The following is a 13,273-nucleotide window of genomic DNA, read 5'->3' on the forward strand; positions in this document are numbered from 1 at the left end:
TCAGACCACCGCGCCCCGTCCCGGATCGTCGTCGTCCTCCTCGTCCGTCCGCATCCGCATCACCAGGGTCGCGAAACCGCCCAGGAAGCCGCCGATGCCGAGCGTGGTCAGCCACCACGTCATGTCCCAGCCGAGCAGCACCGCCAGCAGAAGCAGCACCGGGCCGCCCAGCACGCCCAGCCACGCGAACTTCGCCGTGGCGTCGGCGGCGGGCAGCGGCGGCGGCTCGGGCGGTACGAAGTGGCCCTCGTCGGCGTCGGTGAAGTCGTCCTCGGACGGCTCGGGCGCCGTGTAGTCACGGGGTCCGCCGCCCACGCCGGGCGCGAAGGTCACCGAGCTGCCGAGCGGCTCCGGCGTCTCCTTCTTCGGCTTCGGCTCGGGCTCCGGCCCGGGCCCGGCCGGCTCGCCGCCGGCGTCGTTCGTCTCGGGCTCCAGCAGGGCCAGGTCCTCGACCGACTTGAAGGGTTTGGCCCCGGGCGGGTCCGGCGGCTCCTCCCCGAACCCGGCGACGATCGCCGCCCAGGCGGCGTCCTCGTCGAACGGCACGTGCTGCTCACCGGGCTCGCGCCCCTCCCCGGCGCGGGCCTCCCGATCCTCCCGCTCTTCGCGGTCCTCGCGGTCGGAGTCGTGCTCAGCCACCTGCGGCCGTCCCTTCCTTGCCGACACTGGGTGCGAGCCGGCCGATGAACGCGAGGCTCTCCTCGAAGATCCGGTCCGCGTCGTAGTCCAACGTCGCGACGTGGTAGCTCTGTTCCAGCAGCCCCTCCCGCACGTCCGTGGACGACACCCGGCTCAGGATGCGCGCCGAGTCGGCAGGTGGCACCACGTGGTCCTGCGGGCTGTGCAGAAGCAGCAGCGGCTGCGTGACCTGCGGGAGCTCGCCGTCGACGACCCGGAAGAAGGTCCGCAGGGAGTGCGCGGCGTGCAGCGGGACCCGGTCGTAGCCGACCTCCACCCCGCCGGGCCGGGCGATGTCGCTGGTGATCCCCTTCGTCGACCGCACGAGATGGCGGGCGACGGACAGGGCGTGCGCCGACAGTCCGTGCACCTTGTTCGCCGGGTTGACGACCACGACACCGCTGACCGCGTCCCCGTGCCGGGCCGCGAGCCGCAGCGCGAGGGCGCCGCCCATCGACAGGCCGAACACGAACACCTGTGCGCAACGGCGACGGAGCGCGCGCAGCTCGCGGTCCACCTCGGCGTACCAGTCCTGCCAGCCGGTGAGCTCCATGTCCTCCCATCGCGTGCCGTGCCCGGGCAGCAGCGGTAGGGCGACGGACAGACCGCGCTCGGCGAGGTACTCCGCCCAGGGGCGCAGTGACTGGGGGGAACCGGTGAAGCCGTGGCAGAGCAGGACGCCGACTTCTCCACCGTCGTGGCGGTACGGCTCGGCTCCAGGAAGGACCGGCACCTTCGGTCTCCTGTTCATGTGAGAGGGGCGTGAGAAGAGTTCAGGTTGCTTCACCGTACGCGACCGCACTGACACGGACCAGGGCCGTCGGAGTCCCGGGGCCGTCCGGCCCGGGGACGCCCTGGCCGGGCGGCCGGGTTAAGGTCTCATCGACAGACACAGGAGGCACTCGGTTGTTGTACGGCGCGATGAAGGTTTCCATCGGGGGACCGCTGAAGCTCGTCTTCCGGCCCTGGGTGGAGGGCCTGGAGAACGTTCCCGCCGAAGGCCCCGCCATCCTGGCGAGCAACCACCTGTCCTTCTCCGACTCGTTCTTCCTGCCCGCGGTGCTCGACCGCAAGGTCACCTTCATCGCGAAGGCCGAGTACTTCACCACGCCCGGGGTCAAGGGGCGCCTGACCGCCGCCTTCTTCAAGGGTGTCGGCCAGCTCCCGGTGGACCGCTCCGGAGGCCGCGGCGCGGGCGAGGCGGCGATCAAGAGCGGTATAGAGGTCATCGAGCAGGGTGAGCTGTTCGGCATCTACCCGGAGGGCACCCGCTCGCCCGACGGCCGCCTCTACCGCGGCAAGCCCGGCGGGCTCGCGCGCGTGGCGCTCGCCACCGGGGCGCCCGTCATCCCGGTCGCGATGATCGACACGGAGAAGATCCAGCCGCCCGGAAAGGTCCTGCCGAAGCTCATGCGGCCCGGGATCCGGATCGGCAAGCCGCTGGACTTCCGCCGCTACCAGGGCATGGAACATGACCGGTTCGTGCTCCGGGCGGTGACCGACGAGGTCATGTACGAAATCATGAAGCTCTCCGGCCAGGAGTACGTCGACATGTACGCGACCGCCGCCAAGCGGCAGATCGCGGACGCGGCCAAGGCGGAGAAGGAAGCGGCCAAGGCCGCCAAGGCGGCGCTCGCGCAGGCGGAGAAGGAACAGGCGCAGAAGGAACAGGCACAGAAGGAAAAGGACCAGGCCGACCAGGGGTGACGGCCGAGCGGGGGACGGGGGGACATGGCCGCGCGCGAGAGAGTCATGAGAATGTCGGTCGAGCAGCCGCTGTGGCGTGCGCTCGCCGGCTACCGCGTACTGACCATGCTGTACGCGATCGCGGTGTTCGCCACCTCCTACCGGGAGTTCGCCCGGCCCTGGGTCGCCGTCGGCTACTTCACCGTCCTGTGCGTGTGGACCCTGGCCACCCTGCCGCTGGTCTCCGGCGCCGCGAGGTGCACCAAGCGCTTCCTCACCGCGGACCTCACCGTCGCTCTCACCGGCATCCTGCTCACCCTGGTCGCGGACACCCCGGAGCGGATCGCCGACGGCCGCCCGACCCTGCCGACGATATGGACCGCCGGCTCGGTGCTGGCCTTCGCGATCAAGGGCGGCTGGCGCTGGGCGGCCGTGGCCTCCAGCCTGGTCGCCGCCGCCAACCTGGTGCAACGCGGCAGCCCGGCCCGCGACACCGTGCACAACGTGATCCTCGTCTGGGTCGCCTCCATCGCCATCGGCTACGTCGTCGAGGTGGCCCGCGCCTCCGAGCGCACCCTCGCCCGGGCCCTGGAGATCGAGGCCGCGACCCGGGAGCGCGAGCGGCTCGCCCGGGACATCCACGACAGCGTGCTCCAGGTGCTGGCGATGGTGCAGCGGCGCGGCGCGGTCATCGGCGGCGAGGCGGCCGAACTCGGGCGCCTCGCCGGTGAGCAGCAGGTCGCCCTGCGCACCCTGGTCTCCGGCGGCCTGCTGCCCGTGTCCCGGGTGTCGGAGGACGCCGCCGAGGGGGCGGTCGTACGCGCCGTGGAGGAACCGGACGACGACGGCGGCCCCGTCGATCTGCGGACGCTGCTCGCACTGTTCGCCACCGCCCGCGTCAGCCTCGCCGAGCCCGGCGCACCGGTCCGGCTGCCGCCGCCGGCCGCGCGGGAGCTGGCCGCCGCCGTGTCGGCGGCCCTGGACAACGTCCGCGAGCACGCCGGCGCGGACGCGCGGGCCTGGATCCTGGTCGAGGACGAGCCCGACGTGGTGATCGTGACCGTCCGCGACGACGGCCCCGGCATCCCGGAAGGCCGTCTCGCGCAGGCCGAGGACGAGGGGCGGCTCGGCGTGGCGCTGTCGATCCGGGGCCGGCTGCGCGACCTGGGCGGCACGGCCGAGCTGATCTCAACGCCCGGACAGGGCACGGAAGTAGAGCTGAAGGTACCGAAGCAGATGGCACGGGGGCGGCGATGAGCGCACAGCAGGGCCCGATCAAGGTGATGGTGGTCGACGACCACCCCATGTGGCGCGACGCCGTCGCCCGTGACCTCGCCGAGGCCGGTTTCGAGGTGGTCGCCACCGCCGGCGACGGCGACCAGGCGGTACGCCGTGCCAAGGCGGCGGCGCCCGACGTCCTCGTCCTGGACCTGAACCTGCCCGCCAAGCCCGGCGTCCAGGTGTGCAAGGAACTCGTCGCCCACAACCCGGCGCTGCGCGTGCTGGTGCTGTCGGCGAGCGGGGAGCACGCCGACGTGCTGGAGGCCGTGAAGTCCGGCGCGACCGGCTATCTGCTGAAGTCGGCGTCCACGGAGGAACTGCTGGACGCGGTGTGCCGTACGGCCGTCGGGGACCCGGTGTTCACGCCGGGCCTGGCCGGGCTGGTGCTCGGTGAGTACCGGCGCCTCGCCGCGGACCCGGCGCCGGGCGCCGCGACGGACGCCGACGAGCCCAAGGCGCCCCGGCTGACCGACCGTGAGACCGAGGTGCTGCGGCTGGTCGCCAAGGGTCTCGGCTACAAGCAGATCGCCGAGCGGCTGGTAATCTCCCACCGCACGGTCCAGAACCACGTCCAGAACACCCTCGGCAAGCTCCAGTTGCACAACCGGGTGGAGCTGGTGCGGTACGCGATAGAGCGCGGCCTCGACGAGGAGTGAGGCGGGGCGGTCCCGGCCCCAGCCAACCGGTCGCCGACTCACCGGAATTGCCCTTACGGGCCATGCCGTAGTGACCTGAGTCACCATTAGCGTGCTCGTACGGCACACGGCAACCGCGGCGAAGGGACAATTCCATGCGGGTCGGAGTACTGACCGGAGGCGGCGACTGCCCCGGGCTCAACGCCGTCATCCGGGGCATCGTCCGCAAGGGCGTGCAGGAGAACGGCTACGACTTCGTCGGTTTCCGGGACGGCTGGCGCGGTCCGCTCGAAGGTGACCTCATGCGCCTCGACATCCCGGCCGTGCGGGGCATCCTGCCCCGCGGCGGCACGATCCTCGGCTCCTCGCGCACCAACCCGTTCCAGCACGAGAACGGTGTCGCCCGGATCAAGGAGAACCTCGCCAAGCAGGAGGTCGACGCGCTCATCGTGATCGGCGGCGAGGACACCCTGGGCGTCGCCGCACGCTTGTCCGACGACTACGGCGTGCCCTGCGTCGGCGTCCCGAAGACGATAGACAACGACCTGTCCGCCACCGACTACACCTTCGGCTTCGACACCGCCGTCGGCATCGCGACCGAGGCGATCGACCGTCTGCACACCACCGCCGAGTCCCACATGCGCGTCCTGGTGGTGGAGGTGATGGGCCGGCACACCGGCTGGATCGCCATCCACTCCGGCCTGGCCGGCGGCGCCAACGTCATCCTCATCCCCGAGCAGCGCTTCGACGTCGGCCAGGTCTGCGCCTGGGTGACGTCCCGGTTCAAGGCGTCGTACGCGCCGATCGTCGTCGTCGCGGAGGGGGCCATGCCCAAGGACGGCGACATGGTGCTCAAGGACGAGTCCCTCGACTCCTTCGGGCATGTGCGGCTGTCCGGGGTCGGCGAGTGGCTGGCCAAGGAGATCGAGCGGCGGACCGGCAAGGAGGCCCGCACGACGGTCCTTGGGCACGTCCAGCGCGGCGGCACGCCCAGTGCCTTCGACCGCTGGCTCGCCACCCGCTTCGGCCTGCACGCCATCGACTGCGTCCGGGAGGGCGACTTCGGCTCGATGGTCGCCCTGCGCGGCACCGACATCGTCCGGGTCCCGATCGCCGCCGCCACGGCCCGCCTGAAGACGGTCGACCTGCAGCTGTACGAGGAGGTCGGCGTGTTCTTCGGCTGACCGGCGTCGTACGGGTATGGGCCCTATATTCGGCCTATTCGGCTCATACCCGTACAGACTCATACCCGTACAGAACGGAGATGCCGTGGAAATCCTGGCCTTCGGTGTGCAGGCCGACGAGAAGCCGCTGATCGAGCGGGCGTTCAAGGGCCACCACGACATCCACTGCCTGGGCGTCTTCCTCATGGAGGACACCGCGCCCATCGCCGCCGGCCACGAGATCGTCTCCACCAGCGTCAACGCCGGCCTCGGCGCGCCGGTCCTGTCCGTCCTGGCGGCCGGCGGGACCCGGATGGTCGCCCAGCGCTCGACGGGCTTCAACAACATCGACCTCGACGTCGCCGAGCGGCTCGGCATCACGGTGGCCCGGGTGTCGTACTACTCGCCGTACGCGGTCGCCGAGTTTGCCTGGACCCTCGCCATGGCGGTCAACCGCCGCGTCGTCCGCGCCTCCACCCGCACCCGCGACTTCCACTTCCGCCTGGACGGGCTGATGGGCCGCGACATGTACGGCCGCACGGCCGGCGTCATCGGCGCCGGCAAGATCGGTGAGGCCTTCGCCCGGATCGCGCACGGCTTCGGCATGCGGCTGCTCGGCTGGGACATCGCCGAGAACCCCGAGTGCATGCAGCTCGGCATGGCGTACGTCCCCAAGGAGCGACTGCTCGCCGAGTCCGACCTGGTCACCCTGCACGTCCCGCTGATGCCGGAAACCCGGCACCTCATCGACGCGGACGCCCTGAGGACGATGCGCGACGACGCGATCCTGATCAACTCCAGCCGTGGCGGGCTTGGTCGACACCGCCGCCCTCGTCCACGAGCTGCGCGCGGGCCGCTTCACGGGTGTGGGTCTCGACGTGTACGAGGCGGAGGCCGGGCTGTTCTTCCTCGACAAGTCCCTGCAGGCCGTGGCGGACGACACCCTCGCCCGCCTCGTCACCTTCCCAACGTCCTCGTCACGTCCCACCAGGCGTACTACACCGAGGACGCCGTCGGCCAGATCGTCGACACCACGGTGCGCAACGTCCTCGACTACATCGCGGGCCGCCGCTCCGGGAACGTGCTGGTGCCGCGCAGCTGACCGATCAGGTCCCGGACGATTCCGGCGCCGTCCAGCGTCAGCACCGACTCCGGGTGGAACTGCACCCCGGCGAACCCGGGCCCCCGCAGGGCGTGCACCTCCCCGGAGCCGCTACGGGCGACCTCGATGCCGTGGGCGGCCAGCTCCACCGCCGCCCCGTCGTCGCAGTGGGCCACGAAGCTGTTGTAGAAGCCGACGGTCTCGGCCCGGCCGAACAGGTCGACGGTCGTCTGCGCCCCCTGGTACGGCACCGCCTTGCGCACGATGTCCAGCCCGAGCTCGGCCGCGATCAGCTCGTGCCCGAGGCAGACGCCGAGCACCCCGTGCCGGCGGCCGCGCAGCACCTCGGCGGTCAGCTCCCGCAGCAGGCGCATTCTCGGATCGCCCAGGTCGGACGGGTCGCCGGGGCCGGGCCCGATGACGAGCGGTCCCTCGTGCCCGAGCAGGGCCGCGCGCAGTCCGGGCTCGTCGTAGCGGCGGACGGTGACGGTGAGGCCCGAGGAGCGCAGCACGTGCGCGAGCATCACCGTGAAGGTGTCCTCGCCGTCGACGACCAGGGCGTGCCCCGTCAGGTCCGCCGTCGGCTCCTGCATCCGCAGCCAGAACGGCGCGAGGGACGCCCGGCGCCCGTCCAGCGCGGCCCGCACCCGGGGATCGTCGGCCAGCACCGGCCGTACGGCCTCCTCGGGCGGCCGCCGGTCGCGCACGCCCAGCGCCGCCAGTACCCCCGCCGCCTTGGCGTGGGTCTCCGCGACCTCGCCCGCCGGGTCCGAGCCGCGCACGAGCGTGGCGCCCACCGGCACCCGCAGCCGCCCGGCCGCGTCGATGTCGGCGGTGCGGATGACGATGGGGGAGTCCAGGGTCTGCGCCCCGCCGGAGTCCCGGCCGAGGAGGGCGAGGGCCCCGCCGTAGTAGCCGCGCCCGCCGGCCTCGTGCCGTTCGATGACCCGGCAGGCGTTCTGCACCGGTGAACCGGTGACGGTCGCCGCGAACATGGTCTCCTTCAGCACCTCCCGCACATCCAGCGAGGACCGGCCGCGCAGCTCGTACTCGGTGTGCGCGAGGTGCGCCATCTCCTTCAGCCGCGGCCCGACGACCACCCCGCCCATGTCGCCGACCGTGCACATCATCTTGAGCTCCTCGTCGACGACCATCGACAGCTCCTCGATCTCCTTGCCGTCGGCGAGGAAGGCGAGCAGGTGCTCCGGCGTGGGGCCCTCGGCGGGATAGCGGTACGTCCCGCTGATCGGGTTCATGACGACGGTGCCGCCCGACATCCGCACATGGACCTCGGGGCTGGCCCCGACGAGGGTCCGGTCCCCGGTGTGCACCAGGAACGTCCAGTACGCGCCCCGCTCCCCGACCAGCAGCCGCCGGAACAGCGCCAGCGCGTCGGCCCGGCCGAACCCCGGGATTTGGCCCTCGTACGTGCGCCGGATGACGAAGTTGGCGCCCTCGCCCCGCCCGATCTCCTCCCGCAGCACCCGCCCGACGATCCCGGCGTACTCCTCGTCCCCGACGTCGAAGCCGCCGCCCTCGACGCGCACCTCGTGCCCCGGGAGCTGCCGCAGCGCCTCGGCGAGCGGGATGCCGTACGTCTCCTCGGGTGTGAGCGCCAGCAGCGGGGTGCCGTCGTCGCGGACGTCGAAGCCGCGCTCGCGGATCTGACGGTGCGGGACGAGCGCGAGGCTCTCGCCGGGGAGGTCGGCGAGGCGGTCGTAGGTGCTCACCGGGCCGAGCAGCAGTTCCACGGTGTCGTGGTCGTGGCCCGGGGTGCGGCGGCGGAGCAGGGCGAAGGGGCGGTCGCCGTGCGCGAGCTGTGCCAGGTCCATGGTTCCTCTTCCGTCGTCGTGATCGGTTCGGGGAACGGGCTCCGCAAACGCCGAAGGCCGCCCCTCGGGCGGCCTTCGCGAAGTCTTGCGTACGCGCAGTCAGTGGGCCGCCGAGGAAGCGGTCCACCACCAGTTCTGGGTCGAGTGCGCGTACATGTGCCGCACCTTACCCCATGTCCGCAGAGCGGCATCCGCGTCTCACTCCCTGGGCGGCGGGCGGGACGGCCGCACAGCACCCCGTAATGTTGAGGTTGTGACCGTGAACGCTAAGACCAGCGCGAGCGCTGGCAACACCTGGCGAGACCTGCCCGCGGCGCAGCAGCCCGAGTACCCCGACACCGAGGCTCTGCGCGCAGTGATCGCGGACCTCGAGTCGTATCCGCCGCTCGTCTTCGCGGGCGAGTGCGACCAGCTGCGCGCCCGGATGGCGGCCGTCGCCAAGGGAGAGGCGTTCCTGCTCCAGGGCGGCGACTGCGCCGAGGCCTTCGACGCGGTGTCCGCGGACCAGATCCGCAGCAAGCTCAAGACCCTGCTCCAGATGGGCGCCGTGCTGACGTACGCCGCGTCCGTGCCCGTGGTGAAGGTGGGCCGGATCGCCGGCCAGTACTCCAAGCCGCGCTCCAAGCCGACCGAGACCCGCGACGGCGTGACGCTGCCGACCTACCGGGGCGACTCCGTCAACGGCTTCGACTTCACCGAGGCGGCCCGCGTCCCGGACCCGGAGCGGCTGAAGCGGATGTACCACGCGTCCGCCTCCACGCTGAACCTGGTGCGCGCCTTCACCACCGGCGGCTACGCCGACCTGCGCCAGGTGCACGCCTGGAACCAGGACTTCGTGAAGTCGTCCCCGTCCGGCCAGCGCTACGAGCAGCTCGCCCGCGAGATCGACAACGCGCTGAACTTCATGCACGCCTGCGGGGCCGACCCGGAGGAGTTCAAGACGGTCGAGTTCTTCTCCTCGCACGAGGCGCTGCTGCTCGACTACGAGTCCGCGCTCACCCGCGTCGACTCGCGCACCGGGCAGCTGTACGACGTCTCCGGCCACATGGTGTGGATCGGTGAGCGCACCCGGCAGCTGGACCACGCGCACATCGAGTTCGCCTCGAGGATCCGCAACCCGATCGGCATCAAGCTCGGCCCGACGACCACGCCGGAGGAGGCGCTCCAGTACATCGAGCGTCTCGACCCCGAGCGGGAGCCCGGCCGGCTGACCTTCATCGTCCGCATGGGCGCCGACAAGATCCGTGACCGGCTGCCCGAGCTGGTCGAGAAGGTCACGGCGTCCGGCGCGGTGGTGGCCTGGGTGACCGACCCGATGCACGGCAACACCTTCGAGGCGGCCTCCGGCCACAAGACCCGCCGCTTCGACGACGTGCTCGACGAGGTCAAGGGCTTCTTCGAGGTGCACAAGGGCCTCGGCACCCACCCGGGCGGCATCCACGTCGAGCTGACCGGTGACGACGTCACGGAGTGTGTGGGCGGCGGCGACGAGATCTTCGTCGACGATCTGCACCAGCGCTACGAGACGGCCTGCGACCCCAGGCTGAATCGCAGCCAGTCGCTCGACCTGGCGTTCCTGGTCGCGGAGATGTACCGGGACCAGTAGGCACCCAGCAGCCGCATCGGGCTGCTGCCGGCACGTGCGATGGGGCGCGGATCACACATGATCCGCGCCCCTCCACTTTCGCAGCCCGGATGTGCCGGGTAAGGTTAGGTTTGCCTCACCGACTACGGGGACGGCACCACGAATCGACCCCGCCGGGAGGTGAACCGCGTGTATGTCTGCAGTTGCTTCGGTGTCACCGAGCAGCAGGTCAAGAACCACGCGGAGAACGGTGCCTGCACCCCTCGCCAGATCGCCTCGGCCTGCAAGGCGGGCACGGACTGCGGCGGCTGTGTACGCCGTATCCAGGCGCTCCTCGGTCGCGGCAGCTGCCCGCGCCCGGAACTGGCGAAGCAGGGCAGGTCGCCCCTGACCGAGGTGGCGCAGGTGACCGCCGAGGCCGCCTGAGCCCCGGAGCTAGTGGGTGGAGAAGCCGCCCGTGCCCGGTCCGGAGGCGTCCGGCTGGCTCTGCTCGATCAGCGTCGACAGGTACAGCGACTCTCCGAGCTTGTCGATCAGTTCGAGCTGCGTGTCCAGGTAGTCGATGTGGTGCTCCTCGTCGGCGAGGATCGCCTCGAAGATGTTGGCCGAGGTGGCGTCGCCCTTGGCGCGCATGACCTCCACACCGCGCCGCAGCCGGTCGATGGCCTCGACCTCGATCTGCCGGTCCGCCTGGAACATCTCGGTCACTGTCTGGCCGACGCTGACATGGAACAGCCGCTGGTAGTTGGGCAGGCCGTCCAGCAGCAGGATGCGGTCGGTCAGTACCTCCGCGTGCCGCATCTCGTCGAAGGACTCGTCCCGGGTGTACTTGGCGAGCTTCGTCCACCCCTTGTGGTCCTGCAGCTTGGAGTGCAGGAAGTACTGGTTGATCGCGGTCAGCTCGGCGGTCAGCTGCTCGTTGAGCAGTTCGAGCACCTCGGGGTCGCCCTGCATGAGGGGGCTCCTTCCACGTCGGGAGGTCGAAACTGGAGGTTGCGCCGCATGATTGCACCGGGCATCCAAGATCGTCCAGTAAGTGCGTGCTTAGTAAGTAAGTACACACTTAGCCTGACTTAACCGAGTTGCCCGATTCTGAACGGGGCTGGTCCTGTGCACCGTCCACCGTCTGTCAGGATGGAGTCATGGGTCACCCGGAGGAGCGCGAATCTGCGGCAGCGGCATCGTTCGAGCTTCCGCCGGGGCAGCGGGTGCAGCGTGGATGGCCGGTCACGCACTACGGGCCGGTGCCCAAGTTCCGGTCCGAGCGCTGGGAGTTCAGGGTCTTCGGCGCCACCGCCGACGGGGACAAGCACTGCTGGACCCACGAGGAGTTCACGGCCCTGCCGTACACCTCCGTGGTGGCCGATCTGCACTGCGTCACCAAGTTCAGCATGCTCGGTGCGGAGTGGGGTGGCATCCCCGCCCGGACCGTCGTGGACCTCGCACCGCCCGCCTCGAATGTCACCCATGTGATGGTGTGGGCGGAGTACGGTTTCAGCTCGAACCTGCGGCTCGCGGACTTCGCCGACGAGCGCACGATCTTCGCCACCCACAAGGACGGTGAACTGCTCACCGCCGAACACGGCTTCCCGCTCCGCCTGATCGTGCCGCACCTCTACGCCTGGAAGGGGCCGAAGTGGGTGCGCGGCGTGGAGTACATGACCGCCGACCGCCGAGGCTTCTGGGAGGAGCGCGGATACCACAACATCGGCGACCCCTGGCGGGAGCAGCGCTACTCCTACCAGGAGGAGCCCGGGGACGGCCCCGAGCTCTGACTCCCGCTGACCGCGACCGCCGGTGCGGCTGTGCTCAGTGGTGGTACTGGTGCACCACCGCGTGGCCCTTGCCCCGGCCGATCATCCACTTGTTGACCGGGACCGTGACCACGAAGGCGACCGCGAGGGCGATCGCCAGGACGACCCAGAAGAGCGCGGAGTCGAGCCCCGCGTCCATCGCCCCCGGCCAGAACGCGATCACGCCGTTGTCGACCAGCTCCATCACGGCGATCGACAGCGTGTCCGCGGCCAGCGCCACCTGGATGCCGGCCCGCAGGCCCACGCCCGCCTTCAGCACCCCGCGCAGGGTGAGGGCGTAACCGAAGAAGAAGGCCAGCACGATCGCCAGGACCAGGGTGGAGACGTCGCCCCAGCCGAGCGCGGTGCCGATGACCATGCCGAGCACCTCGCCGATGGCGCAACCGGTCAGGCAGTGCAGGGTGGCCTGCACGGCCATGGGCCAGCCGGCGGGGGTGTGGCTGTGGTGCGTGTGTGCGTGCTGCATTCGTGCCCCCTGTGTCAGGTGATGGTTCCCGCATCGAGCAGGAACCATATACCCCCCGGGGGTATTCCGGGAACGTGCGGGAGTCCTCGACCACCCGGATTCGTCAGCCGCCCCGGAGCTCTGCTCGGGCGTCCCGGAGTCCCGCTCAGCCGTCCCGGAGCTTCTTCAGCCGCTCGACGTCGGCCGCGTGCCCCTCCTTGCCGCCGGGCGTCTCGATGATCAGCGGGACGCCCTCGGTGGCGGGGTGGGTCATCAGGGCGCGGAACGGGTCCTCGCCGATGTGGCCGGCGCCGATGTTCTCGTGCCGGTCCTTGTGGGCGCCGACCAGGTCCTTGGAGTCGTTGGCGTGGATCAGCTTCAGCCGGCCCTCACCGACCGTGCCGACCAGCAGGTCCAGCGTCTGGTGCATGCCGTCGGGGCCGGTCAGGTCGTGCCCGGCGGCGAAGACGTGGCAGGTGTCGAGGCAGACGCCCAGCTTGGGGTGGGCGTCCAGGGCCTCGAAGTAGGGCCCGAAGTCCCAGGTGCGTGAGCACAGCGAGGCGCCCTGACCCGCCGTGGACTCCAGCAGGACGTAGGGGTCCTCGTCGGTGAGCTCGTCGAGCAGCGGCAGCAGGTACTCCCGTACCTGCTTCAGCGCCACCGACCGGGCCCGCCCGCCGGTCGCGCTTCCGGTGTGCACGACCACGCCGAGCGCGCCGATCGCCCGCCCGCGCCGCAGCGAGTGCCGCAGCGACTCCACCGACCGCTCGGCGGTGGCCCCCGTGTGCGAGCCGAAGTTGATCAGGTACGGCGCGTGCACATAGGCCGGGATCGACTCCTCGGCGCACGCCGCGCGGAACGCCTCGTCCTGCCGCGGATCACCGGCGGGCGTGGCCCAGCCACGCGGGTTGGCGACGAAGACCTGCACGGTCTCGGCCTTCAGGTCGTGGGCATAGGTGAGGCCCACGGAGTGCAGGCCGCCGGCCACCGGGACGTGGCCGCCGACGGGGTTGCGGGAGGGACCGGGGTGCTGACTGTTCACCCGTTCAGGG

Annotated in this window: 15 protein-coding genes; 8 read left to right on the forward strand and 7 right to left on the reverse strand. The window is 71.0% G+C overall.

Annotation, left to right across the window (positions count from 1 at the left end; all coding sequences use genetic code 11):
- Both ACFV6X_RS29715 and ACFV6X_RS29720 read right to left on the reverse strand, forming a co-directional pair.
- Positions 1-639: a hypothetical protein gene (locus ACFV6X_RS29715; RefSeq protein WP_385388602.1), complete on the reverse strand. Its 639-nt coding sequence runs from the start codon at positions 637-639 to the stop codon at positions 1-3.
- Entirely contained in the window at positions 632-1,411 is a 780-nt protein-coding gene (locus ACFV6X_RS29720; protein WP_385388604.1) for an alpha/beta hydrolase, read from the reverse strand. Before ACFV6X_RS29720 ends, ACFV6X_RS29715 begins: the two co-directional genes overlap by 8 nt.
- A gap of 188 nt (positions 1,412-1,599) precedes the next feature.
- Between ACFV6X_RS29720 and ACFV6X_RS29725 the strand changes: the two genes are divergently transcribed.
- From ACFV6X_RS29725 to ACFV6X_RS29745, 5 genes are all read left to right on the forward strand, one after another.
- Complete coding sequence (locus ACFV6X_RS29725) at positions 1,600-2,385, forward strand: lysophospholipid acyltransferase family protein (protein WP_385388607.1); 786 nt, start codon at positions 1,600-1,602, stop codon at positions 2,383-2,385.
- Positions 2,386-2,409: 24 nt separating this feature from the next.
- Positions 2,410-3,621: a MacS family sensor histidine kinase gene (gene macS / locus ACFV6X_RS29730; RefSeq protein WP_385388609.1), complete on the forward strand. Its 1,212-nt coding sequence runs from the start codon at positions 2,410-2,412 to the stop codon at positions 3,619-3,621.
- Positions 3,618-4,301 carry a response regulator gene (locus ACFV6X_RS29735; RefSeq protein WP_385388610.1) on the forward strand — a complete coding sequence of 228 codons (684 nt, stop codon included), beginning with the start codon at positions 3,618-3,620 and terminating at the stop codon, positions 4,299-4,301. The genes macS and ACFV6X_RS29735 overlap by 4 nt, the downstream gene beginning before the upstream one ends.
- A 134-nt stretch (positions 4,302-4,435) precedes the next feature.
- Positions 4,436-5,464 carry a 6-phosphofructokinase gene (locus ACFV6X_RS29740; RefSeq protein WP_385388612.1) on the forward strand — a complete coding sequence of 343 codons (1,029 nt, stop codon included), beginning with the start codon at positions 4,436-4,438 and terminating at the stop codon, positions 5,462-5,464.
- An 85-nt stretch (positions 5,465-5,549) separates the two neighbouring features.
- Positions 5,550-6,545, forward strand: a complete 996-nt coding sequence (locus ACFV6X_RS29745) for an NAD(P)-dependent oxidoreductase (RefSeq protein ID WP_385388615.1) — start codon at positions 5,550-5,552, stop codon at positions 6,543-6,545.
- Here ACFV6X_RS29745 and ACFV6X_RS29750 read toward each other — a convergent pair.
- Both ACFV6X_RS29750 and ACFV6X_RS29755 read right to left on the reverse strand, forming a co-directional pair.
- Positions 6,497-8,377, reverse strand: a complete 1,881-nt coding sequence (locus ACFV6X_RS29750) for an anthranilate synthase family protein (protein WP_385388618.1) — start codon at positions 8,375-8,377, stop codon at positions 6,497-6,499. The two genes, ACFV6X_RS29745 and ACFV6X_RS29750, sit on opposite strands and share 49 nt — an antisense overlap.
- Before the next feature lie 99 nt (positions 8,378-8,476).
- Positions 8,477-8,533 carry a trp operon leader peptide gene (locus tag ACFV6X_RS29755; RefSeq protein ID WP_385388670.1) on the reverse strand — a complete coding sequence of 19 codons (57 nt, stop codon included), beginning with the start codon at positions 8,531-8,533 and terminating at the stop codon, positions 8,477-8,479.
- Positions 8,534-8,630: 97 nt separating this feature from the next.
- Between ACFV6X_RS29755 and ACFV6X_RS29760 the strand changes: the two genes are divergently transcribed.
- On the forward strand, positions 8,631-9,983 hold the full coding sequence (locus ACFV6X_RS29760) for a class II 3-deoxy-7-phosphoheptulonate synthase (protein ID WP_385388621.1): 1,353 nt from the start codon (positions 8,631-8,633) through the stop codon (positions 9,981-9,983).
- Between the two features lie 159 nt (positions 9,984-10,142).
- Positions 10,143-10,388 carry a bacterioferritin-associated ferredoxin gene (locus ACFV6X_RS29765; RefSeq protein ID WP_385388624.1) on the forward strand — a complete coding sequence of 82 codons (246 nt, stop codon included), beginning with the start codon at positions 10,143-10,145 and terminating at the stop codon, positions 10,386-10,388.
- A 9-nt stretch (positions 10,389-10,397) separates the two neighbouring features.
- On the opposite strand, the gene bfr is transcribed toward ACFV6X_RS29765, so the two are convergent.
- Positions 10,398-10,916: a bacterioferritin gene (gene bfr, locus ACFV6X_RS29770; RefSeq protein WP_385388627.1), complete on the reverse strand. Its 519-nt coding sequence runs from the start codon at positions 10,914-10,916 to the stop codon at positions 10,398-10,400.
- Between the two features lie 188 nt (positions 10,917-11,104).
- Between bfr and ACFV6X_RS29775 the strand changes: the two genes are divergently transcribed.
- A complete protein-coding gene (locus tag ACFV6X_RS29775; RefSeq protein WP_365448517.1) occupies positions 11,105-11,737 on the forward strand; it encodes a sulfite oxidase-like oxidoreductase in 633 nt (210 codons plus the stop codon).
- 34 nt (positions 11,738-11,771) lie between these two features.
- Here ACFV6X_RS29775 and ACFV6X_RS29780 read toward each other — a convergent pair whose 3' ends face one another.
- Positions 11,772-12,242 carry a DUF4396 domain-containing protein gene (locus ACFV6X_RS29780; RefSeq protein WP_385388630.1) on the reverse strand — a complete coding sequence of 157 codons (471 nt, stop codon included), beginning with the start codon at positions 12,240-12,242 and terminating at the stop codon, positions 11,772-11,774.
- Between the two features lie 145 nt (positions 12,243-12,387).
- Positions 12,388-13,263, reverse strand: coding sequence for a deoxyribonuclease IV (locus ACFV6X_RS29785; protein WP_385388633.1), 876 nt, complete (start codon positions 13,261-13,263; stop codon positions 12,388-12,390).
- Between the last annotated feature and the right edge of the window lie 10 nt (positions 13,264-13,273).

This window comes from Streptomyces sp. NPDC059861 (genome assembly GCF_042731435.1).
Taxonomy (GTDB): Bacteria; Actinomycetota; Actinomycetes; order Streptomycetales; family Streptomycetaceae; genus Streptomyces.

What these genes read in the sequence shown, in the direction of transcription:
- ACFV6X_RS29725 (WP_385388607.1), top strand. Translation starts at nt 1,600, where the DNA reads ATGAAGGTTTCCATCGGGGGACCGCTGAAGCTCGTCTTCCGGCCCTGG.
- macS (WP_385388609.1), top strand. Translation starts at nt 2,410, where the DNA reads ATGGCCGCGCGCGAGAGAGTCATGAGAATGTCGGTCGAGCAGCCGCTG.
- ACFV6X_RS29735 (WP_385388610.1), top strand. Translation starts at nt 3,618, where the DNA reads ATGAGCGCACAGCAGGGCCCGATCAAGGTGATGGTGGTCGACGACCAC.
- ACFV6X_RS29740 (WP_385388612.1), top strand. Translation starts at nt 4,436, where the DNA reads ATGCGGGTCGGAGTACTGACCGGAGGCGGCGACTGCCCCGGGCTCAAC.
- ACFV6X_RS29750 (WP_385388618.1), bottom strand. Translation starts at nt 8,377, where the DNA reads ATGGACCTGGCACAGCTCGCGCACGGCGACCGCCCCTTCGCCCTGCTC.
- bfr (WP_385388627.1), bottom strand. Translation starts at nt 10,916, where the DNA reads ATGCAGGGCGACCCCGAGGTGCTCGAACTGCTCAACGAGCAGCTGACC.
- ACFV6X_RS29775 (WP_365448517.1), top strand. Translation starts at nt 11,105, where the DNA reads ATGGGTCACCCGGAGGAGCGCGAATCTGCGGCAGCGGCATCGTTCGAG.
- ACFV6X_RS29780 (WP_385388630.1), bottom strand. Translation starts at nt 12,242, where the DNA reads ATGCAGCACGCACACACGCACCACAGCCACACCCCCGCCGGCTGGCCC.